We start from the raw sequence: 22357 nt of genomic DNA, 5'->3' as shown, positions 1-22357 counted from the left end.
TTAGTCTGCATCACATAAATTCCTCTAACGGTTTCACCCGTAAACTGGCCACTTGTTGATCAGATAGGCAGATCTACGTAACATTTTTCAGTTTTATGCCAGACAGAGCGCCGCTTCAGATCAAACGAAATGCATATCGTGTCAATTTAACTAGAGGGCATGATGGTCTCATTATCTACATTCCTAAAAAAGCAGAACTTAAGGAAACCTGGCATACATTTAAGGATATCTTACGCATTCTAGAACTATAAAAAAGAATGTCGCTACATCACATGCAAGGTTCTTTTTTATATACACCATACTAGAATTTAAGTGTAAACATTTCGACGTCGAAATGTTTACACTTAAGGTAACATGGTTAATATAGACGATGTTAAACTTTTTTCTAAATCTTCACACTGAACAAACACAATTATTCCTCCGATCCATCAATACCAATAAATACAATAGAGTTATCTACTTTTATCAGTGTCGTACATTATGAATTTAAGCGCTTTTGGAATTGAACATTATAATTTATAAGCCATTTTGATGACCTCCTACAAGTTGTAAACATCCTATTTGTACATCTTAAATTTCTATATACAGATTCCATGTCAATTCAAATACGAAATTGAACCAAAACCATATGATATACTAAAAAAAAATACCGTGGAGTGAATAGGATATGGCCTCAAACGAAACAAAAGTAAAGTCATTTCGTGTCTCTGAAGAAGTGACAGAACATATTCAACGTTTAATGCAAGAACGACACCTAACGACGAATCAATTGTTTGAAGAATTCATTCAATTAGCTGATAAACAATCACCAGACCCATTAATCGACGAAGAAAATGGTGTACTTGAAACTACACTTAATCAGATTACTTCACTCTTTCAAGAACGAGCGCTTCGCTTAGAGAAGCAACAAAAAGAAACTCAACGTATGACAATTCAATATACTGAAACGATACGTGAACTTGAAGACAGTGTTGTGAAGGAAAGTGAAGACCTTCATAGAGAATATGAAGCTAAAGTCATGCAACATCAGGAAGAGCTAGAACAACTTCAACAGCAATTGGAACAACTACATACAGATAAACAAAACTTACTAAATGCACTAGAGACTGAGAAACAATCAGCGAAAGAAGAGTTGAAAGTTCATAAAAAGACGATCTTTGATTTGGAAGGGACCATTCGAAAATTTGAAGAGAGTCAAAAACAATTAAATCGCCAAAACCAAAGTTTAATGGATGCTGTAGATGAATTAAAAAGTAAAACACGTCGGAGTGAACAACTCGAAGAAGAGAATCAAAAACTTCATTTAGAAGTGCAACTTCTTCGACGTGAAAAAGAAGCGTTTGAACATCGACTACAAGAACAGGTAGAGCTTGCTGTTCTTCGGGAACGAAACCTTCAACAGAATAATTCGTAACAAAAAGGGACGAAGAGAAGTCGCATATTGACTTCTTCTTCGTCCCTTTCCATCTATACAGTTATTCGAAATATTGTTTCCACCCTTGAGGAATACCTAACTGTTTATAATCAATAAAGGCTGCGTATGAGTCTAAAAGGTGAGTAAGCTTGTCTACAAATACGCTCCGCTCGTTTGAAGTCAACAGTTTTGAAATGATAAAGAATACAATAAAGATTCGTTCATTTGAAAGTTCTTTTTTAACGTTCGCAAATACTTGAGGTCGAATCGTTAACGTTTTACCATATAACCGCCCATGGTGTGCACAGATATTCCGAATCATCGTTAACGTATATAACCAGCTTTCAATGTATTTAAAATCCATCGAATAATGTTCTTTAGAAATCGTTTGCTTGTCTTGATTATGTAAGTTCTTAAACATCATGGAGAGTGTCGAAAAGGACAGGACCTCGACGGCTACCCATATCGGGAAATTACTTTGATATTTTGTATGATGATGCTTCACAAAGAGTTCCCGCTCATTTTCTTTAAGTGAACGCTCAAGATTAGTCAAAAACTTAGCATGATACGTTTCATTTTTAAAGTGCGTAGGGTCTTTGTAAGCAACTGCACCATACGTATGCGCATGATAATAAGCGATATGAGCGCGAAACGCAGTTTCAATACTTTCAATTGCATCTAGCAACAAAAGTCTCAGTTCTTTATCGAATTCGTAGAGCTTTAAAATATGTTCAAATGAAATTCCAGACTTAAATTGATCTGCTTTATCACTCGTCTTCAGTGTTAATCCGTATGCGGTCAAACGATAGTAATTGATCCGTTTAAGTACTTCTATAGCTTTTTGCTCATTTTCAATATGTAGATCACGCTCTTTTAAAATGGATACTTGTTCTTCGTAAGTTTTTGGTACTTTTAACTGGTTAGGCTCCATAGAATCCATGTCCTTGCCCCCATTTGTATAAAAAAAATGACCCACCGTGGTCCGCATTGTAAAGAGGCGTGGTGGGTTCTGTTACATTTACTATAACAAAACACTCCAAAATTGTATAGTCAGAGAGGTCTTAATGCATTTGGTTATAGAAATTCATTAATCTCCATCTCGTAAATTACTTGCTATTTAGATACTCAATGAGTCGCTTATGTTGTTCTTTAGTTAACTCATTAGTTAACTCATTAGGAAACTCGCTTATGCTTTGGTCTCCCCTTTTTAATTTCTTCACGAGAAACCTATATGTTTCTGGACGCTCATTAAAAATGAAAGAAAAAGACTCTTCAGAAAAATGATAGGCTTGGAATAAATCAGCATACTCTTTAGCTTCTGATACATGTGAAATTGGTATATACGATAAGGATTTAAGGATCTTTTGAGATACTCGTTGTCGCGATACTTTTTGCTTTTTCGCAATTTCCTTATCTCCTAACCCTTTTTGTAATTTCCAGGTAAATTCTTTTTTATAAAGTAATCCTTCCCAATTCATCAACTCATCGAATGTACGTAATTGTTTTTTAATCAGATGATCCTTGTAGGTCAAGAATCCTTGTTCCGTTAAATTATGTAAAATGTGGAAAGCGAGGTGTTTCTTCATTCCTTGATTAATAGTTAAATCATGAATAGTAAATGTAGCTGGCAAAGTATCATAGGTTTCTTGAAGAAACTTTTGAATTTCACTTTCTAATACTTTTTTGTCAATAGATTTAGTAAGAGCGATCAACAATTGATCCTCTAGGGGACGTACATAAAATGCATGACTTGTGATTGTTTGATTATAAACATGCTGTTCATAATACATATGAGTTTTCATCAACTTGTCATATGTTACTTCTCGATTTTTCCCACCCGTTTTTTCTTTGAAAGTTTCATAATCCATGGTAAATAGCTCATCATAATGTATAAGAGACATCCTTAGTAACTCAACAGTAGATGGTGTAACTTCTTTATCTACTAGAATTAACTGATAGTTTGTTCTTTTTGCACATAACTCACGAATCACTTCAGGGCTTAGATGTTTCATGATTTTTTTCATAGAGCGTTTAACTGCAGCGTTTACTTTACTTAATTGTTCTTTATCTTTTTGAAGAAATGCTTCGACAGTGATATTCTGTTGCACTAATTTCACTGCAGAATTCAGTGAAATATCTGCTTTAATTGATTTTGAATAGTCTATAAGCCCAAGTAAGCTTGTATTCAACTTTGTTAGATCTACCCCTTCATATTTGCCTTCGCCATACACTTTACAAACTTCCTTTCTTTAATCCACTTCAGAGTAAAATTTTATTCATGATGCTTTAGATATTGATTTAGCGCACGTCGAATAATTTCATCTTCAGATACATGTTCTTTTTTAGCAGCTTGTGTTAATCCAACATATAATGGATCCGTTAAATCTGAAAATCGAATGTGAACCTTCATAGGTTTCACTGTGGTAGAGTCAGCTTCAATGACGCGCTGTTCTTGACGCTCGATCAACATACGCTTCACTTCACGCAATTCTTCACGTGTCATTTCATAAACTGTTTTGTCCCCATTTGCTGTGTAATATTTCTTACTCTCAAGTAATGCGAGCTTTGGGTCTTCTGGCCATGATAAGAGTTCCGCTAACTTGGTCGCACTGAAATCTTGTTCGATCGTTTTTTCTAAAATATTCGGACCAAACGTATTCCAAAAAGAAACAAAGCGATTCACTTGGGAATGAGACATCCCAATCTTCGCTAAGAAGTCTTTCCAATTTCCCTCTTCTTGTTTAAATTCCTTTTTTGTTTCCGGATCACGGAACAACCTATTTGCATGCGCAAGAATACGACACTTTTCGACAAAACTTGTCGCCTGAATCGCATCAATGTGATTATAGTATTGAACAATGCCTTCCATGTCTTCGGGCAGTTTTTTTGTGATAATACGAGAAAGTCCGGTTGCTGGTAAGGACTGATACGGGTTCGTAATAGTCGTCGTTGCAGAAAATTCTTTGACAGCTTCCACTTGATCCGTACGATCTTCACTAGATTGTGTTCCTTGTTTCACCGGTAAATTAGCACTGAATGTCGAAATTTTAGGCGTATGTTTTTTACGAGGGCGACTCATAGAGAAAGTACCTCCTGGGCAAGTTGTAAATAAGCATCCGTTGCAGGACTTTTATGATCAATCACAGGTCTAGATTCACGTTGTAGGGTTTGTACCTTAACGGCATACGGGATTGTTGTAAGGACAGGAATCCCGACCTCTTTCCCGAGCTCTTCAAGTTCTTCTACCGTCGTCGTATCCCCTTTAGAACGTGCACTGACCATTGTCGGGATAAACGCTGCGATATGAATATCTTCTCGGAATCGTTTCATTTCTTCTAACTCTTCAGGAGCCGAGTATACTGCGTCCATCGAAAACTTTTGCATTTGTACAGGCATGATAATTCGATCTTGTGCGACAAGAGCGCAGCGCGCATAAGGATTCAACGCTGACGTCGAACCAGGACAATCAATTAAACAAATATCAAATAGTTCATCTAGTTTGGCCAACTCTTCACTGAGTCGGTACTCATAACCAATTTGACTCGTTAAATCACTCGGTGAAGCAGACCGTCTTGTCGGAACTAAGTAAATCGTTCCAGTCTCATATTCACAAGTGACAATGACTTGTTCAATCGGTGTATAAAATGGATCGTTCTCTTCGAGTAGACAATCCAATAGCACTTTCCCTTCATAGTCGTTCGTCAGACCTAATCCATTCGTTGAAGACGCCTGATCATCGGCATCAATCACGAGTACACGTAAGCCATCCCGTGCGTAGGCATGAGCTAAATTGATGGTTGTCGTTGATTTTCCAACTCCACCTTTACGATTGTACAATGCGATTTTCTTCATGACTGTTCTCCTTGTTCATCTGTGGCTTCAATTATATTGTCTGATACAGTTCGTTCAATCATTTCAGCTAGTAACTCACTGACACTACGATTATGTGCATGGGCATACTGTTGAAATTGTTCCGAAAGATCACTTGGAATACGCGCGGACAAGATCGAAGATGACTTTTTCTCTTGCTGAAAAGGTTTCACTTTAAGGGGTGTATGAGTGTTCCCTTTTCGAAGATCACGGATCTGTTTGACCGTGAGTTCTTCGACCTGTCTTCTTTCACCATTAATATATAGGCCTTGCTCGACGACCTCATCGACATTATCGAGATACATGAGTTCAAAAATTTTGGATGCTGGTAGACTTGTTAGCGATGACTCGAGTGGATGCAGCGTCTCATAGGCTTTTATATATCGTGAGGCAAGTGAGGCGGACATGGAGACCGCTTCTAAAAACGTCCCCCACTCTTTTTTATCATGCATCTCAGAACGGGCGACCACTAGACGTTTGCCAATTTCAAATACGGAAATGGTTTGTACTTTGGCGAGTTCATTGATTTCATGAACGAGGTCTTCAACTTCCTTTGAAATTGGCAGCTTTTGAACTAGTGAACTGATATTCGTTAAACCGCTCTGATAAGGGTGTTGCTCACTCGGTTTGATTTTATGAATGTTACGATTTCTGGCCTTCATATAGAATCACCTCTGGTTGTTCTGATTATGTGTGCCAACTCTCGAAACGGTTCAGATAACTGTTTTGATTCTTTGGAGCGGTATTGAATGACACTTTTTCCGCTATCCGCTGCTTTTTCAATAAATGTCGATCGTTTGATGACAGGTAAAATAGGCAACGATTCAGTCAACGCAATTTGTTCCATTGCTTCGAAATATTCTTTATCGGCTTTTAACGTATGATCCATCGCCACAGGTAAGACCCCGGCAATCTCTAGATCTGGATTATAGAACTTTTTCACTTTTTGTACGGTGCGAATAGTACTTCCTAGCTGATCAAAGACAAGCTTTTTCGGCATAAATGGAATAATGGTCGTATTGGCAGTCGACAAGACAACTTTTGAGAGTTCGTTGATCGAAGGAACTGAATCTAAGATGACCCAATCAAATTCATCTTCGAGCGGTGCAATCATATCTTTTAATAGGAAGAGCTTATCTTGCTCAGAAAGTAAATTAATTAACCTTGCATTTCGTTCATTTGAAGGAAGAAGACTGACATGATACGTTTCGTCATCAAACAAAATATCTTTAATATCTAAATTTCGTGTATGTACATCAAACATGGTCATGTATTTGATCGTATCGGATTCTTTTAACATTAGTTTGCTAAGAGAACCCTGAGGATCTAAATCAATGAGAAGAACACGTTCCCCTAACTCTCCTAATGCATAAGCCATGTTCAAGGAACAGGTAGTTTTACCAGATCCACCTTTCGAAATGTAAAACGTTAATATGTTCATGTCCTCTCCCCTTTCTAGTTCTTATGATGCCACACTCTGTTTTATAGAACAACTAAAAATAATGAACAACTGACATATTTAAATAAATAATTTGTATACAAATTAAAAATAGATTGTATACGTATTTTATTTACTTGAATATATCATCTGATTTGTATACATTTCGACGTCGAAACGTATACTTTCGACTCACACCTCAAGAGCGTTTTACTATTTGAAATAGAAAAAAGACTACAACTTTGTGTTATAGTCTTCGAATTTGAAATTAGTGAATGAATAATACATAGCAACTTGAGCTAAGCCCTTATCAGGATATGTGGATACTAAAGGAGCATACAGCTTCTAACCCATACATATTTAAAGTTAAAAACATCGAACATGGAAACATCGATAGATAAGATGACATCAAATAAAAGCTAAGACCATCGTGTAGCTCTAATGATGTATACATTACATGTCAAATTGATAGGTTGGTTCCATCAGCGAAACAGAGAGTGATCCTAGTGTATAGACACCGTCATCTTCGTTATGTAAATGTTCGAATATCGCATTAGTGGTGACACAAGGGGCACCGAGTAGTTTTGTCACGTACTGATAGAAAAATTCAGTTGCAAAAATTTCATCTAACATTTGACCCGTAAATACGAGATTCTCAATATTTTCTCCAGCGTTTTTAAGTTCTAAATCTGTAATTTCATCACGATATGTCCAATGTCCATACTTTTCAATATTGTCAAAACCAGCGAATACATAATCAACATCATAGCGAATACTTCGTTTCATAGGAAAGACCTCCTAGAAGATGATATATACTTTATTGTATGAGGGGTATATAGGATTAAGTCATCATGGATGTGACACCTTCATGATATTGTATGAACGGTTTTTTGAACGATTACTATGATTTAAGTCGTTAGAGAATGTACATGTAATCAAACGCTCAGATCTAATCGATTAAGAGAAGAATACAAAACCATATTCTTATGAATAAAAAAGATTAAATAGAATGAATAAGAATTAAAGATAGATTAAAAGAATTAGGAAAAATGAAAGTCCGAAAATCCTTTTGACACCAACGTTTTCGAGAGATTTAGAAGATTGTAAATATGTCAGCTATAGTTTCTTTTATTCAAAGGGGCTATTTTTTTTTCATTTCCTTTTTGATAAATCATATCCAACAGCCAATTTTATTCGCTATATATTTGAAATAAAAACGATTGTATTTGATTTTTTTCCAGAGATGTAAAATATAAAAATGACCTTATGAAACACAGGTCATATACGATGCCTTTTGATGGAATGCATCAACAATGGATATAGATTCGGGATGTTTTCATACAATTTTTCAAAATGAGGCATGCCAAAAAGACCATCATGCGATCGTCAATTTTTCCACTTTATGTTTTAGTTGTTGATGAAGGTAAAGAATCGGCTCATTGAAGAAGAGTTGATGCTCACTTGAATGAATTAAGTCTTCACGATGGTGAAGAAACGCTTGTTTCAAGTCAGCCAAGACTTCACGGAACGCTAATGCACCGAACGTATCACTCATTGAATAGAGAGATTCACGGCTTACTTTTAGTGCATCGAAATCGAAGAACTCACCAACGCGCTTACGCAACTCGAACCAAGCAATTTGAGCATCTGAACGCTCTTCTTCTCGGATCACTTTACTGTCTTGAGACTTGTCTAATGTCAATTCAACGAGGACGGGACGTGTAATATCTTGAACGCGTTTTTTAAGCGTGAGATTTTGCTTCACCACATTTAAGAAATGACGGCTGTCCTCTACAAGGGACACTTGAAGGAATTTCAAACGAGCCATCATCTTTTGAATGGCAAGTTTGTGGCCACAGTATTTAGGCAAGAATCCTTTAATCTCGTCATAGGTAAGGATGGCTTGGTCATGTGATTGAACATGGATATCTTTTTCAACTTGTACGAGTGTACGTAACGCAAGACGCAAAGCGTTCACGTTATCAAGCGTGAGCAGTTCGGAAAGAAGATCATGCCAAATAGACGTGTACCCGGTCTTCGAAACGATAGAAGTTCCGTCAACATAAAGGTCACGATAATTCTCAAGATAATCGGTTAGTTCAATCGAGAGCACTCCTGGGAAATGCCTGATAAGCCGTAACAAGCCATGGCTTTCAAATGTTTTTAAGTTATTATGTAAAGAACGAACAGACGTATGAGCGGAAGAAGCAAGCTCTGTATCTTCCACAAACTCAATCTTTCCTTGGTCATCTGCATAAGAAAGAAGTGTGAGGACATGACGAATCCGTGACTTTGTCCACTTAAAAGAAGTGAAGCATGTAGGGATGTTATAGTGATGCTGTTCATAGCGATAGTGATCAGCTCGTTTCGTCCAACGAGTTAAGCCACTCATCGCGACGAGTAGTTTGTTTGCAACTAAAATGTGACGGTTTTTGTAAGCCACGTACCTACACCTCCTCTATCCTAAAATATGCTAGTTTTAGTATCTTGTTCTTTCGAGATAGTGTCAAAGTGTGGGTTTGGTACGATGTATCGCGACCAAATTTGATGAAACGTTGATGTTAAGCCATTTTAGAGATATAAAAATGTGTCATTTCAGTACGATGGTTTGCGACCAAATTAGGAGGAATTGCTTAAGAAAGCCATTTGAGAGTGATTCAGAGTAGAAATTTTATACGAAAAGTAGTCAAAATGTCGTTTCAGTACGACGGTTTGCGACCATTTTAATAAAAGTGTCGTTTCAGTACGACGATTCACGACCAAAATAAGCGAAAATGCGGTTTCAGTACGATGATTTGCGACCATTTTTAAGAGACAGACACTTAATTTTTTTTTTTGGTTTTTCATCAAAAAGTTGAGAAGTGTCGTTTCAGTACGACAAACTGCGACAAAAACCAAATAAATGTCGTTTCAGTACGATGATCTGCGACCAAATTAAGAGGCATGTCATTTTAGTACGGCAATTTGCGACCAAATTTAATTTAAAATGTCGTTTCAGTACGTACTTTTACAAATCATTTCACCCTAAAGCGAACAATTTGGTAAAAATGTTCTTTTTAAATTACTCATAAGTGTCATTTCAGTACGACAAGCTTATGCAAATAATTAAAAAAATGATTTTGTCCAAATCGCATAAATGTAGTTTGATAGGATACAGCTGATAATTAAATACTGGTACTCACCTGTATTTAGTCATCAATCCACAAAAAAGCGTTCCATGTGAAACATAAACTATAGAGTAAGCATAAAAAAGAAGAAGCCTTTAATATAGCAGGCTTCTTCTATGTTTTGTTTCTATTAGAGTAGTTAGAGTAGCAATGTATCGGGATGATTTAATAGCTCCCATGATTCGAGCGGGTAAAACGTGAAGAAATAGTAGTCGCCCGAGCGATGCCAATCTTTCAAAATAAATTCATGTTCTTTAATGCGATCAAGATTTGCCTCAAGTTCCCGCAAGTTCTCTGACTTTCGTGATTTATTAAAGCGAATCGAATAAGTAAATTGACGCCAATGCCGACGAACCGGGCTTTGCTCCCCTGTTTGAAGCGACGCAATGCGTTCTTTTTGAAGAACGAATGCCAAATGATAGGCAAAGCTCCCTTTCAACTGTTCAATCTGTTCACCGTAGATACTGACGATTTGCTGCTTGAGTAGATCATCATACACTTCTTCAGCTACTGTGACGATGACCTGACTATCCGCAAGGGTTGTGGCGTTCTTGATGGTAACGGAAGAGAAGAGGCCCCGGATAAAGAAATCGCCTTCTTCATTGTGCCCAGCTACTCGGTAATAACCAAGTTTCATAAGGCGTTTTGTTGTTAAGTCATAGCTCTTTCCACTCTTGTTAGCATAGAGTTTTTCAACTAATTGAACGAGTGGGAAGATGATCTTGCGACTCGTTTGGAACGAGATATCCCGATATGACAAGATCTCGGTGAAAGCCTCGAAGTCTTTTGCGTCTAGATCAGGTACTTTACCATTTAACTCTTGAATAAACTCTTTACTAACTAGAACAGAAAGGTTCTGTGGGACGCCATCTTTATATTTCGGGACGACCGAATCGTAGTTCAAAAGCTCGAGGTTAAGCTGTGAAGCTTCATTGAGCTTCTCATCAAGTTGTTCAGTCTTATTTTTGATGCGATCAGAAATCCCAAAAAATGGAATATCAACAGCAAGTGTTGGTGAATGATGTGCTACACGCTTTGTTGAATCAATTTCCTTTGCAACTTCCCCCAATATCATGAGCACATCTGTTTTTAACGTCGTAGTTTTTTGATTGACGGTTTTTTGAGACCAGTATGGATACGTATGGATGAGTTGGTTTGGATCTTCTGCCCATTCTTCAATCTCGGTGATACAGAGATTCATGTAGTCTTCAATCGTTTTCACGTGAAACTCTTTGTAAAGTCCCTCAAGACCTGCAACTTTTACATAAGCTGAGATCATGTCGTGTTTGGCTCGAAGTTCTTTATTATAACCACGATTCTCTTGATAATTTCGCACGGCTGTTTTTACCCAGCGACGCTTTAGTTTCATAAAAGAGTAATAACGAATCTTTTTATAGGCGCTTTCGATATTTTCAAGCGCATAGTGCTCTTGATAGAGCGTTGAGACAAATTCATGAATATCAAAAATGGATACACTATGGAGGATCTCCTCCATACCATGCTGTTTAATCGTATTAACCGCTTGCGAAATGATGAGTTGTTGCGAGCGGCTGTTGGAGGATGAATGATTCTCCATATTAATCACCTCTTCTTTGAATAAATATAGCATATAAAGTAGAATACGTACGGAGAGTTTTTATTTATTTCAATTACCGCAAAAGTGTGCGCCAGCGCATACTTTTTTAGAAAGGGACTAAAATTAAAATGATGTCTGAAATAAGAAGTGGATGTAGAAAAGATATATGGAAACATCGACCTGAAATTAAATTTCTAATTAGCAGTGTTACGACTGAAACGTGATACTCTATAAGAAAAAAGGAGATTGATTGGATGAACTTTGAAACGAAATATTTAATTAGATGGGGAATACCAGGATGGGTGTTCATTTTTTGGTTATTCTTTTATTTTTCATTTACGCAAAATGATTATTCCGAATTCATAAAAAATGTTCCGTTATTAATCTCTTTGATAGTTGCAGGAGTTCCCTTGGGCTATCTAATTTATCAAGTCTATTTTGTATGTTTTTGGAGTTTTAGAACAAAAGACAGTCTGAATAGATTTAGAACCGAATTAGGAGACAAGTTTTCTACAGATGCGAACTTTGGCAAGCTTTACGAAAATAGAAATAAAGATTACTACTATCTTGAACACGTGTGGCACTCTATGTTATTGGAACAGGATGAAGGAGTCCGTGCTTATTTAGAGGGGAGATATAGACATTTGTTGAGCACAATCCATGGGGTTGGAACATTGTTCGTCAGTACGACAGGGTCACTAATGCTTATCTTCTTCTTGTTGGTCCGGAGTTTAATCACAGGTGAAGAACCATTATTATTTTATATAGGTATTGTGATGCAATCCATTATTTTAGTTGCGGCTTCTCTTAACTATAGATACTTCTCCGATAATCTTCGAGCGTTTCAGATCAATATGTTAAATAAATACCTATCTTGAAGCGATGTACCAAAGGACTTAAATCATGGTTCTAAAAATACAAGATAGACTAGTGATTATAAAAATGCCTTATTAATTTATTTTTCATCTAAAAGGAGAGATGATTCATATATATTCTAGAATCATCTCTTTTTGATGAAATATCTTTACTCGTTATGATGAAAACTTTCAGCATCTTACATATCATTTGATTTACCAAATATAAAATTCAACCAAGAAGACACGAAAACATTCATCATATTCTTGATGGGAAGTAAAAAAGAGTCTGGATAGAAGTCGATCTTTGCAAAAAAAAACAATTATCACAACAAAGGTTCTTCCTCTTCGTTCTGGTTCATTTCAAAAAAGAAATCAATAAAATCTTTCCCGAACCTTGAGATTTCGAACTGCTCCTTAGATTTAAATTTAGGCTCTTTCAATTTTGGTAAACGATTGGACTTCGGATTCGAAAGTTTTTCAAGGTATGTAATAATATCTTTGAATGTCTTGGAAATTTCTTTGAGATCATCAACGACATTAAGATCTGTGCGAGTTGTCAATAAACCGATCCGAAGTAAATTTCTTCTTACTGCTTCATACTGCTCATAGGATATCCCATGTCTTTCCATGACATCATGAAATGTCTCTCTAGCATCCTCTTGATACCAGAAGCGAGTCGAATTCATTAGCCGTAAAACCGAAATGTCGATTATTCGCAATTCTTTCAACACGTCGTAATAAGTTAAAACAAAGTCTTCTGATAAAAAATCATGTTTCGTGATTTGTACAAATCCATTGACCATGTACTTAATTTTTTCTTCTTGTTGTTCGTCTATCGCCGAGTCTATTACATATTGAAACAGTCTATCAATCTGTTCTTTTTGTTCACTGGTTTTAGAATCGAGATTCGACTGAAGGGATTTCATCTTTAAATTTAACTCTTCAGCGACACGTATCATGTTTCTTTCGAAGCGAGCACGTTTATAGCCTTGAACTGCTCCTGATACCCCGGGGATAAATGAGCTCGCCGCATCTACAGCTAAATCACCTGCCGCACTTGCGATAGACTTCTTAGCAACTTCCGCACTTATTTCACTTCCTACGGTCAAAAATGTATCCAGAGCAAATTCACGACCAGATTGCTTCATGTCTTCTTTTTTGTCTCTACCCATTGAACTCATTCCTTTCATCATAAGTAACTATATTTTATAGGAAACACATAATAAACACCTAAATGAGAATTGACGTACATATTGCAAAAATTATTTCTACAGAAACAATAAGTTCAGGAATAAAAGAATTGAGATTGAATAGATAAACGTTAAAGGAAAGGAAATCATAAAAAGGTACGAATCAAGAAAGAAAAACAATTAATATTGTAGTGTAAAAAAGAGAGTACTTACTTCTGACATTTGATTCTCGTGTTCTCCTGAAATCGTAATGCAAAAAAACGCTAGCACAAAGCTAACGTTTTCAATATAACCTGATAAGATTTAACATTTGAAAATGAAAGGAGAACCATTTAAGACTCCAATCCAATCATTAAACTTAATCAGTAAGACAAGTAAATACGATTTCCTGAGGGGGCAGTAACAACAAACTTTTTGTGTTTCGTGCTTATCATAGCTCCGATAACTTTTAACTGAAAAACAATGTTATCTCTCTTTTTATTCAAAGTGATGTGATGATAATATTTACCATCAGAGATGAAACTCGCCTGCTCACCATAACGTCTGACGACCTTGAACCCCAGCCCCTTGTTTAGATTCTTGCTCATATCATTGACATGTAAATGAATATGACAGAGTAGTGTGGCGGTTGGCAAACCATCCCACGTTGATTCCGACGCGGCCTCTAGCAGCTTATCAGCCTCTAAGGGTTCTGAAGGCATCACGACTTCATTATTTCTCCAAACCCATTTTGATGAGTTACAATCAAAATAAATATCGATTTCGTTCCCATCCGTATCCGTCATATAGAGGGATTTGCTGACTAAATGGTCCGCGGCTCCTTGTAATGGATATTCTTGCTTTAAAAGATGTTTGATAACTCTTCCTAAGTCGAAGCGATTAGGTAATAGAAAAGCTAGGTGATACAAAAGCTAGGTGATACAATCCTGTCGTACGACGAGGTATTGGGGTCACTCTTTCTGGCTGATCGATTGATAGCAACACAGTCGTACCATCTGCAGTCAACTTGGCAACCTTTGACTATCTCTCGTAAATCTTAAAACCGATGACATCCTGATAAAAACGTAATGAGCGCTCGATATCTAACAATTTAAGGTGAACGTGACTGACAAAAGTGATAGGGGACGATGGAAGGCCATTTTGAATTTTTCTTATAAAGGTATTCTGATAACGAATCGAAACAGTGTGAATTTTCCACTACCGCCAAACTTGAAAGTTCTTCTGAATTCACTTATTAATTCTCGCTGATGAATGGAGAAGAGTCAGAAGTGAAGTCCTGTCTACTACTTTCTTTGTTTGACTCCTTCAAGAAAATTATGAATGTATTGTCCAACCTACTATTCTTGAGAACGTTAAGTGCCGATTGTAAGTCAGGGCTCGTACAATCAACTTTGTTCCATTGAACTCTTTCAATACGTTAAAAACTTCGGGCTTATCATCAAGGTAGTAATCAAGGTTTAGCTCGGTTATAAATCCCCTTTTTTGATGATCTGCCATGACAGAGAAAAAGTGTTGGTCGCGGACCGGGAATCCCTAAAGCTTCATCCAATATTTCGTCCGTTCGCCGTGTTCTTTAGGCCTAGTAATGATATAGAAGATATTATGTCCGTTGAGTATACGGGAGAATAAACGCCCCAAATGATCGTTATTAAGTATATATTGAAGTTAATTAGGATTATCCGATCATCGTGAGGAGTGATCTCGTGGCAAAATTAAATAAAATAGTTGAGGAGATTTCAAATATTTTAAGTGGAGAAAAAGCTTATAATTTGCCGATTGTCTGTGGAAGATATGGATTAGACGAGGGAGAAGAAAGTGAGGCATTCTCTAGTAAGAGGTTGTATGTCCAAAAGAGGTTAAAGGGGAAGAATCAACTCTTTCTTTTGGACCTCTCTAAAAGAATTATTGACGACTATGGAGAAAGTGCCAAGTCTCTATCAAAATTAATGTACAGTGTGAATCCCAAAGGGGTTTTTGAAATCAGTGAAATAACTAGAAAAAACATTTTTGATGAGCTATACAAGCGAACTGATTTATGGGGTAGAGCAGATGTCGTTTCTTTCTTTAAAAGAATTTGGGATTTAGACGCGATGCCTTCAAGAGATGATAGATTTGATACCGCTGCTCAGGATATTTGGCAACACATGATTAATAATTATGACTATGATGAACAGTTCTTATTGGAGGAATACTTTGAATTATTGATAAAAAATGACCAAGAATTCATGAATTTTTTAGAGCAATTAGTTCATCCGATGATAAGAGATCAATCCTCCCAAGAGGCATATATCAATTTATTGAATGAACATTTGCATAGTGATGGATTTTATCTGTATCCTACTAGCCAACTCTCTGGATACCCGATCTATAAAGTTATTAGAATTCAAAACGGAGTGAGAGGCGAAGTAAAGAACCTTATTTTTGCTGCTGTAGGCGCTAAGCCAGAAATTATTATAAATGATTCTCTCAACAATGACATTGCCATCGTAAAGCACAAAGACAACTGTTTGGTTTATGAAAATCCAATATCTTCTGATGGATTGTACTGGGCAGAATTAGTTGATTGGTGGAGCGGTATGAATCCTACACTGACATCCTATAAAGAAAAAGAAGTTTCGCTGTATAAGCGATTGGTAAGGTCGTTAGATTCTCCCCCAGAAATCACTTTCTTTAAAGCGTATTTTCAGTTATTCAGAGGTCAATATCATCAAAACCTGCCCGCACTAATCCCTCAAGTTTACCTTCATTATGATCCCTATACAAAAAGACAGCGGAATGGAGAAATTTATCTGCCACGTCAGAGAATGGATTTCTTATTACTTCTTCCAAATCGAGAAAGAGTTGTTATTGAAATTGACGGGAAACAACATTATTCAGAAGAAAACGTTGCTAGTCCTCAAAGGTATGCAGAGATGGTTTCGGCAGATCGGGATTTGAAGTTACATGGGTATGATGTCTACAGATTCGGTGGTTATGAATTAATGAATGAAGATAAAAGTGCTGAACTGATAAAAAACTTCTTTAACAGCTTCTTTAAGAAGTACGACATTAAAACTACAAATGCCCAATAACCAAAAATAGAAATTAAATATAAGTGGAATGTTAGTTTTTATAGATTGAAAATAAGATGCTTTCCTGCTCGCTCTTCTTTATAAGTTGCAAAGGTTTTATTGATAATAGAAGAAAACCTAGCACGTCTATAATTGATTTATGCTGCCTTTAAGATGATGATAGGTATCTTAATGTTCAACGAAACAACTTTATCCGAGTGTTCAGGGATTTATTCAAATGGTAAGTCAGCGTTCGATATGTTTGAGAGTCGATCAAGTGATTGCAAGTAACCGTTCGTCGTGTTTATCGATTCGTGACCGACCAACTGCATAACCCCAATTAGCGAATTGCCGTTAGCAAGAAGTTTTGTGATATAAGCACGGCGGAACCAGTGTGGCGGATTACTATTTTCCGCTGCTACGATCTCCACAGCTTTATGAGTCATCAAACGGAGCGCTTCATAAGTCAAAGCCTTTTCTGATTTTTTTGTACTGAAAGCGATGTAAGGAGAATTCACTTCTTCAATCATCATGAGTGTCTGCAATCGATTGATCAGATGACTCGCTTTCTCGGTGAGAGGGATTCGACGCCATTTATCACGCTTTCCTTTCACTTCAATGTAAAATGTGTGTTGATTTCGTTTCACGTCATTGAATTTTACGGAAAGAAGCTCTGAAGCACGCATTCCGGTCGTCAATAACAAATAACCGATCGTCTCGTTTCGGAGCTCCATGAGCTCCTTTTTTTGCGCTCGTTGAACCGTATAACGAAACGATTCAGCAATGCGTTCAATTTCTTCAAAATCAACTTCCCGACGAAGGGGTTCTGGTCGCTTCTGATTTTTCACATGAAAAGCTAAGTTGTGTTGATGATAGTTATTGATGTGAAGGTAAGTCAGGAGACGCTTTAACATATTGTTCTTGCGTTGTGCAGTGCGAGGTGAATATTGCTCGTTTACGTCAAACAAATAACGATGAATATCTAGAACGGTTAAGCGCTTTAGACCTTCAGTTTTGGTCATCATAAAACTGAGAACGAACTCGAGATCTTGCTTATAGGCACGACGCGTGTGCGGACTCTTATCAGCGTAGATTGGGAATAATTCCGTTGCCCAGAACAATTCAATCACTTCGATGTCACTTAACGTATCGAGATCGATATGGTCCTTTTTCAGCGCCTCGGCTAATTTTGGATTTGCCCCGGTCAATTTTCGCAATGCCACTTCGAACGCCTGCTGCTTTTTCTTGATCTCCATACCTCTTCCTCTTTTCTAATCAATTTTCATACAAAATGAAACTTACGAACAGGAACTAGTGATTTATGTGTAATACATCTGTATTTTTGATTATTTACAGATGTTTTAAAGGATATTCTAGTAATTTAAAAGTAATACATGGGTATCGGTGATTTCGGATTTAAACCAGTAACTTGTGATAACCTTATATTATCACAAGTTAATTAAACTAAAAATATATTGTAGATTTAGGACGAAATACTAAACCTACAACATAAAGTTACTTTATCATTAGCTTATGAATTTGTTTTCAATGTAAAATGAATATCTTTTTTATCATTTTGTGTAAAGTGGATGTCTTCTAAAAATTTATTATTCGTATGGATTCTTAAATAAGAATCAAGTACTGTAGGATCTTGTATTGCCTCTTGCCAAGTTGTCCAGTAACAATGACGAGCTACAAAAGCAACGAAAGTTTGTGGTGTCATAACAAAAGACATAGGAAGTCGTACGTCATTTTCTTGACCGATATGAAGATGAGAAGTAGGGTGAACAATTTCTTGGGCTTGTTCCAAGTTGTAATCATATCGAATACTGGTGACATGATTTTTTAGTCTTGTTTCACTAATAAACTGTTGGTAATCTTCGAAAAAATCATCTCCAACTTCTTCAATTGAGAACTCAAGATTTTCTAAAAATTCTTCATAGCTTTCAATAAGAGCCGGGACTTCGTAATAAGCATACCTCAACTCCTCTATTTGGTCTCTTTCATTCATAGAATATCCGAATTGAAAAAATGAATAGTCTTGTAATAATAAATTATAATCTTGATTATCTCTGGCCACTTTATAGCAATTAAAATAATCTTTTTTCAAAGATGCAGTTTTGAATTCTTGACTAAAGTCACTATTTAATAACCTGGAAGATTTATGAAGATTTTCTTCAAATTTTATTCCTAAGACTTTTAATAGTCTCTTTGCATTTTCATACTCTGTTTTTAATTTACCTAAAGATAAACTCATTTTTTAGAATTGTCCTGTAACATTTTAATAGCCTCTTCAATGTTCATCCCAAGATCACTTAATGTTCTTAACATGGCCTCTCTGTTCCTGTTCATTTTTTCACTTTCTATAGCAAGTTCTCTACGTAAAGTCTTAATTTCCTCAATACCCGGGTACACAAATTTCATAACTGGGAATTCAGCTTTAGCTTTAGATATCTCTTCAATTAAATATTTAAACTCTTCTCCTGTTCCCGATAATCTTAACCAAGCTTTTGCTCTGGTCATTGATGTAAATAATTTATTACGTGCGACAATATTTAAGCGATCATTTTTTAAACTGTCAGCTCCAATTATATAAACAGAAGCTGCTTCGTTCCCTTTGGCTCGGTAAACAGTAGTAAAGGTTACTTTACCTTTTACGTGGAATATATCTCCGCTATAAGAGTTCAAAATATTATTAACATATATTTCGTCTGACTGTAGACGTTCTTCAATATTTTTAAAATACTCATGAACATTTCGATCATCTAAACAAATAATCATTACATCTTCAGGCAAGAGTTTTTCTGATATATCATGAATGATACCTTGACAAACCCACTCTACCTCGTCTGAAAAGCTAGTTGCTATATAGCTTTTAACTATTTCATCACGGCTATAATAATCAGAAATCAATGAGGGACTATTTTCTAAGGGTCTCTTAATTTCAGTGTCTTCTCCAGTAACACAATTGCCATTGATGACTTCATAACCCAAGTCTTCCCAGTGCTCCTTGTTTTCCAATCGTTGCAAAGGTTTATCGTTATAAATTCCAAAGCCTATAGCATGTGCTGTGACAAGTACTTCAGCTGGATTTCTGTAGCTCTTGTGTAAAACAATATCATTATTTTGATGTGGGTGTTTTTGTTGAAGATCAGGTAATGAGAACCCCTCGTCCCCATAAGTATTAGCAAATAAATCTAAAGTTTCTTGAAGTTCTATGTCTAGTATATTTTGTAGTTCATCATAGGCCCAAATTAAACAGTCATTCTTAACTAATTTTCTACAGAGCCAGTAAAAAGTTTTAGGAAAATCTTGGCCTTCATCAATCATTACATAATCATATACTCTGTGAAGGTTACCTTGTGTTTTCTCTAATAAGTCATTGCATATATACTCAAATGGACTCATGTCCCCATCCTTAAGAATAGCTCGTTTTTTAGCTTCTCCAAGAGCTAATGGTTTAACATTATTTTGAATACAAGAATTGTAATAGACGCCCGGTAAGCTTCTTCCACCCCAAGCATGTAAAATGTGAATGTTATCCCAATTAGGATCATTATCATCATACATTCTATAAAACCTTGTGATTAATTGTTTTACTTGATCGTATAAGCTTTTAGTGTAAAAGGTATAAAGAATCTTCGAGTCAGGGTTTTCTAGATGTAATAGAGCCACTTTCATAGCTAAAATTATTGTTTTTCCAGAACCAGCCATTCCACGAATTCGTTGTGGTCCATCGATAATCGTTAAAGCTGCCAGCCTCTGTTGTTGATCAAAAGTAGCAATTTGAGAATCAAGACGACTCAAAACTGCCCCTTTTAAATTTTCATCAAGATCCACGTCACGTTTAACTGGCCTTGGCATGTTTCTAGTACCATCAATTATTGAGTAAATGTCTTTTAATTTATCTTCGGAAATCCTGTCAGTTTTAAGAGAATTAAATAAGTTGTTTAATTCATTCAAAGATTTAATACTCTTGTGGTCGTAGTCTTCTAAACTCGGTAAATCCCTTTCAAGGTTAGGAGTATAAATAACACTTTCAATTTGAACATTCAATTCGCGACGAGAGCGTTTTTTTCTTAAATTAGGAATTTTTATTAGACGTGCTAGAACGAAACCAAATAATTCGTCTAATTCTTCATATAGATTAAATATTTGATCATCATCAAAAGTACGATCAGATTTTTCGTTTTTAGAAAATATAATTATTCCATGTAAAGGACTAACAATCATAAAACCTGGAAATCTAAGATTTTCGTCAAATTCTTTAAGTAATGGATACCGATAATAAAGCTTAGAATCTTGAAGTGATAGTTCCTCTTGGTGATCTTTAAGATAGTTTACGAATTTTACTGCTTCTATGTCTGTCTCAAAATCTGAATGGGGGATGATTATTTCAATCAATTTATTTCCTCCTAATAATATGTATATTATTAAAATTTATATGCTTTCTTTTCTCCAGTACAAAAAAATTAGCTCGAACTATTTAGGGTATATGGCTAATTATTATTAATATTATCATTAGTAGGTTTGCTGTAGAAAAAATGTTTCTGCTTTTTGTTGGCTTTCGTAGGATTTTGCGTTTCTTAGATAATCAAATCGGATCTTTTCTTTCAGATTCATTTAAAAGCCTTACATCCAATCTAGAAATCTATTTTAAAAACTTCTTGTCATTAAAAAAATCGTTTAGAGAAATATTTAAACCATCACAAAACTTTTGAATCGTACTTACTTTCGGATGTTTAGTCCTCCCGCTCATTAGTTCTGAAATTGTCGCCTGATTCAACCCGCCTTTTTGAATGACTTGATGTATCGTCATGTTGCGTTCCGCTGCGAGCTCCTTCATCCGCTCGATGATTGCCTCGTTCAATTCCACTTGCTCACCCCACAATCAAAGTCCTCTCTTCATGACTTATTCTTTATGAACTCTTCTATTCCTCTACCCTACCACAATCTCTTGAAATCAAAATACTTGTCATTATTTTCTATAATCAAAGCGTTATTTTTTTTACATTTGTAATACAAAACAAAAATTATTGAGTTTTTGTTGTCTCTAAAGCCTTACGTAAAGAGGATTCGACAAGAATCGTCAATTGTAAAATTCCTGACATATCAGAAAACTGATGATTTTTATTCCTCACCCTGTTATATTGGAACCAATAAAAGGAAACATCTGTTTGGTCGTTGCTCTGATTTACAGAAAGGGGAAGGCTTATGTATCGATTCGGGGAGTGGTTGAAGGAGAACCGCCGGCTCTCGGGCTGGTCACAGATCGAACTATCCGAGAAGACGTTCGGGGAGATCTCACAGCCAGCCATCAGCCAATATGAACAGAACCGTTCGGTGCCGTCGATCGCGGACATCGATCACTTGGCCCGCGCGTTCGGGCACACGCTCGCGACGGTCCCGTGGGATGCCATCGATTTCGGTTACGGGGCAAAACATTCTGTCTCCAAGCTCGAGCGACGCCGGTTCGACCTGAAGGAACTACCGCAGGCAGACTCGGTCCGTACGTTCGACGGCAAGACGTATGAACTGCACGGTTTCATCGGCATCGAGAAGGCGAGCGGTGAAGCGGTTCAGTTGACGCAACTCTACTATCGGATCCGCACGGTCGTCTGTGACGCCCACGTGCTCGCCAAGCGCAAGAACCCGGATGACGAGCTCATCCATGTCAAGAAGCGAAAAAGAGTCCGCCAGTAATCGACATCGACGCAGCAGCACATCCTTAAGGATGGTCTACTCCAATCACATACCGGCGTGTCCTTCACCAGTGACCGGGTGGGCGGGATCTA

General features: G+C 36.6%; 20 protein-coding genes. 4 read left to right on the top strand and 16 right to left on the bottom strand.

The window, feature by feature from the left end; translation table 11 throughout:
• Nucleotides 1-667: 667 nt before the first annotated feature.
• Nucleotides 668-1414, top strand: coding sequence for a hypothetical protein (locus tag KNO91_RS13750; protein ID WP_214818448.1), 747 nt, complete (start codon nt 668-670; stop codon nt 1412-1414).
• A 61-nt stretch (nt 1415-1475) separates the two neighbouring features.
• On the opposite strand, the gene KNO91_RS13745 is transcribed toward KNO91_RS13750, so the two are convergent.
• The 9 genes from KNO91_RS13745 to KNO91_RS13705 all read right to left on the bottom strand — a co-directional run bounded on the left by KNO91_RS13745 (nt 1476) and on the right by KNO91_RS13705 (nt 11465).
• Nucleotides 1476-2354 carry an Abi family protein gene (locus KNO91_RS13745; protein WP_214818447.1) on the bottom strand — a complete coding sequence of 293 codons (879 nt, stop codon included), beginning with the start codon at nt 2352-2354 and terminating at the stop codon, nt 1476-1478.
• 166 nt (nt 2355-2520) lie between these two features.
• Entirely contained in the window at nt 2521-3645 is a 1125-nt protein-coding gene (locus tag KNO91_RS13740) for a hypothetical protein (protein ID WP_214818446.1), read from the bottom strand.
• Between the two features lie 41 nt (nt 3646-3686).
• Nucleotides 3687-4493 carry a hypothetical protein gene (locus tag KNO91_RS13735; RefSeq protein WP_214818444.1) on the bottom strand — a complete coding sequence of 269 codons (807 nt, stop codon included), beginning with the start codon at nt 4491-4493 and terminating at the stop codon, nt 3687-3689.
• Complete coding sequence (locus KNO91_RS13730) at nt 4490-5266, bottom strand: ParA family protein (protein ID WP_024127810.1); 777 nt, start codon at nt 5264-5266, stop codon at nt 4490-4492. The genes KNO91_RS13735 and KNO91_RS13730 overlap by 4 nt, the downstream gene beginning before the upstream one ends.
• Nucleotides 5263-5946: a DUF3102 domain-containing protein gene (locus KNO91_RS13725; RefSeq protein ID WP_214818442.1), complete on the bottom strand. Its 684-nt coding sequence runs from the start codon at nt 5944-5946 to the stop codon at nt 5263-5265. Before KNO91_RS13725 ends, KNO91_RS13730 begins: the two co-directional genes overlap by 4 nt.
• Nucleotides 5943-6725 carry a ParA family protein gene (locus KNO91_RS13720; RefSeq protein WP_214818440.1) on the bottom strand — a complete coding sequence of 261 codons (783 nt, stop codon included), beginning with the start codon at nt 6723-6725 and terminating at the stop codon, nt 5943-5945. Before KNO91_RS13720 ends, KNO91_RS13725 begins: the two co-directional genes overlap by 4 nt.
• Before the next feature lie 450 nt (nt 6726-7175).
• On the bottom strand, nt 7176-7508 hold the full coding sequence (locus KNO91_RS13715) for a hypothetical protein (RefSeq protein WP_214818439.1): 333 nt from the start codon (nt 7506-7508) through the stop codon (nt 7176-7178).
• Nucleotides 7509-8097: 589 nt separating this feature from the next.
• Nucleotides 8098-9165: a hypothetical protein gene (locus KNO91_RS13710; protein WP_214818436.1), complete on the bottom strand. Its 1068-nt coding sequence runs from the start codon at nt 9163-9165 to the stop codon at nt 8098-8100.
• A gap of 863 nt (nt 9166-10028) precedes the next feature.
• Nucleotides 10029-11465 (bottom strand): hypothetical protein, encoded by a 1437-nt coding sequence (locus tag KNO91_RS13705; RefSeq protein WP_147538803.1) that lies wholly within the window; start codon nt 11463-11465, stop codon nt 10029-10031.
• Between the two features lie 254 nt (nt 11466-11719).
• Here KNO91_RS13705 and KNO91_RS13700 point away from each other — a divergent pair, with 254 nt between their 5' ends.
• Nucleotides 11720-12343 carry a BA5345 family protein gene (locus KNO91_RS13700; protein WP_214818434.1) on the top strand — a complete coding sequence of 208 codons (624 nt, stop codon included), beginning with the start codon at nt 11720-11722 and terminating at the stop codon, nt 12341-12343.
• 302 nt (nt 12344-12645) lie between these two features.
• On the opposite strand, the gene KNO91_RS13695 is transcribed toward KNO91_RS13700, so the two are convergent.
• The 3 genes from KNO91_RS13695 to KNO91_RS15470 form a co-directional block, all read right to left on the bottom strand.
• Nucleotides 12646-13494, bottom strand: a complete 849-nt coding sequence (locus tag KNO91_RS13695) for a hypothetical protein (RefSeq protein ID WP_214818432.1) — start codon at nt 13492-13494, stop codon at nt 12646-12648.
• A 380-nt stretch (nt 13495-13874) separates the two neighbouring features.
• Nucleotides 13875-14297 carry a VOC family protein gene (locus KNO91_RS15475; RefSeq protein WP_371816671.1) on the bottom strand — a complete coding sequence of 141 codons (423 nt, stop codon included), beginning with the start codon at nt 14295-14297 and terminating at the stop codon, nt 13875-13877.
• 235 nt (nt 14298-14532) lie between these two features.
• The gene (locus tag KNO91_RS15470; RefSeq protein WP_371743097.1) at nt 14533-14601 is read right to left on the bottom strand and encodes a hypothetical protein; all 69 of its coding nucleotides are present in this window, start codon (nt 14599-14601) and stop codon (nt 14533-14535) included.
• Nucleotides 14602-15215: 614 nt separating this feature from the next.
• On the opposite strand from KNO91_RS15470, the gene KNO91_RS13685 reads away from it, so the two are divergent.
• Nucleotides 15216-16583 (top strand): AbiJ-related protein, encoded by a 1368-nt coding sequence (locus KNO91_RS13685; RefSeq protein WP_214818430.1) that lies wholly within the window; start codon nt 15216-15218, stop codon nt 16581-16583.
• Nucleotides 16584-16792: 209 nt separating this feature from the next.
• Here KNO91_RS13685 and KNO91_RS13680 read toward each other — a convergent pair whose 3' ends face one another.
• From KNO91_RS13680 to KNO91_RS13665, 4 genes are all read right to left on the bottom strand, one after another.
• Complete coding sequence (locus KNO91_RS13680) at nt 16793-17818, bottom strand: tyrosine-type recombinase/integrase (protein WP_214818429.1); 1026 nt, start codon at nt 17816-17818, stop codon at nt 16793-16795.
• Nucleotides 17819-18093: 275 nt separating this feature from the next.
• A complete protein-coding gene (locus KNO91_RS13675; RefSeq protein WP_214818427.1) occupies nt 18094-18819 on the bottom strand; it encodes a DUF2290 domain-containing protein in 726 nt (241 codons plus the stop codon).
• Nucleotides 18816-20966, bottom strand: a complete 2151-nt coding sequence (locus tag KNO91_RS13670; protein ID WP_214818425.1) for a DEAD/DEAH box helicase — start codon at nt 20964-20966, stop codon at nt 18816-18818. Before KNO91_RS13670 ends, KNO91_RS13675 begins: the two co-directional genes overlap by 4 nt.
• Before the next feature lie 247 nt (nt 20967-21213).
• Nucleotides 21214-21453 (bottom strand): helix-turn-helix domain-containing protein, encoded by a 240-nt coding sequence (locus KNO91_RS13665; RefSeq protein WP_214818423.1) that lies wholly within the window; start codon nt 21451-21453, stop codon nt 21214-21216.
• A gap of 323 nt (nt 21454-21776) precedes the next feature.
• Between KNO91_RS13665 and KNO91_RS13660 the strand changes: the two genes are divergently transcribed.
• A complete protein-coding gene (locus KNO91_RS13660) occupies nt 21777-22265 on the top strand; it encodes a helix-turn-helix domain-containing protein (RefSeq protein WP_214818421.1) in 489 nt (162 codons plus the stop codon).
• Nucleotides 22266-22357 lie beyond the last annotated feature (92 nt).

The sequence above is a fragment of the Exiguobacterium sp. s59 genome (assembly GCF_018617475.1).
Taxonomy (GTDB): Bacteria; Bacillota; Bacilli; order Exiguobacteriales; family Exiguobacteriaceae; genus Exiguobacterium; species Exiguobacterium aestuarii.
This window is presented reverse-complemented; position numbering and strand designations above follow the sequence as displayed.

Coding starts and splice junctions, on each gene's coding strand:
- KNO91_RS13750 (WP_214818448.1), top strand. CDS start 668: ATGGCCTCAAACGAAACAAAAGTAAAGTCATTTCGTGTCTCTGAAGAA.
- KNO91_RS13745 (WP_214818447.1), bottom strand. CDS start 2,354: ATGGATTCTATGGAGCCTAACCAGTTAAAAGTACCAAAAACTTACGAA.
- KNO91_RS13735 (WP_214818444.1), bottom strand. CDS start 4,493: ATGAGTCGCCCTCGTAAAAAACATACGCCTAAAATTTCGACATTCAGT.
- KNO91_RS13730 (WP_024127810.1), bottom strand. CDS start 5,266: ATGAAGAAAATCGCATTGTACAATCGTAAAGGTGGAGTTGGAAAATCA.
- KNO91_RS13725 (WP_214818442.1), bottom strand. CDS start 5,946: ATGAAGGCCAGAAATCGTAACATTCATAAAATCAAACCGAGTGAGCAA.
- KNO91_RS13720 (WP_214818440.1), bottom strand. CDS start 6,725: ATGAACATATTAACGTTTTACATTTCGAAAGGTGGATCTGGTAAAACT.
- KNO91_RS13715 (WP_214818439.1), bottom strand. CDS start 7,508: ATGAAACGAAGTATTCGCTATGATGTTGATTATGTATTCGCTGGTTTT.
- KNO91_RS13705 (WP_147538803.1), bottom strand. CDS start 11,465: ATGGAGAATCATTCATCCTCCAACAGCCGCTCGCAACAACTCATCATT.
- KNO91_RS13700 (WP_214818434.1), top strand. CDS start 11,720: ATGAACTTTGAAACGAAATATTTAATTAGATGGGGAATACCAGGATGG.
- KNO91_RS13695 (WP_214818432.1), bottom strand. CDS start 13,494: ATGGGTAGAGACAAAAAAGAAGACATGAAGCAATCTGGTCGTGAATTT.
- KNO91_RS15475 (WP_371816671.1), bottom strand. CDS start 14,297: ATGACGGATACGGATGGGAACGAAATCGATATTTATTTTGATTGTAAC.
- KNO91_RS13680 (WP_214818429.1), bottom strand. CDS start 17,818: ATGGAGATCAAGAAAAAGCAGCAGGCGTTCGAAGTGGCATTGCGAAAA.
- KNO91_RS13675 (WP_214818427.1), bottom strand. CDS start 18,819: ATGAGTTTATCTTTAGGTAAATTAAAAACAGAGTATGAAAATGCAAAG.
- KNO91_RS13660 (WP_214818421.1), top strand. CDS start 21,777: ATGTATCGATTCGGGGAGTGGTTGAAGGAGAACCGCCGGCTCTCGGGC.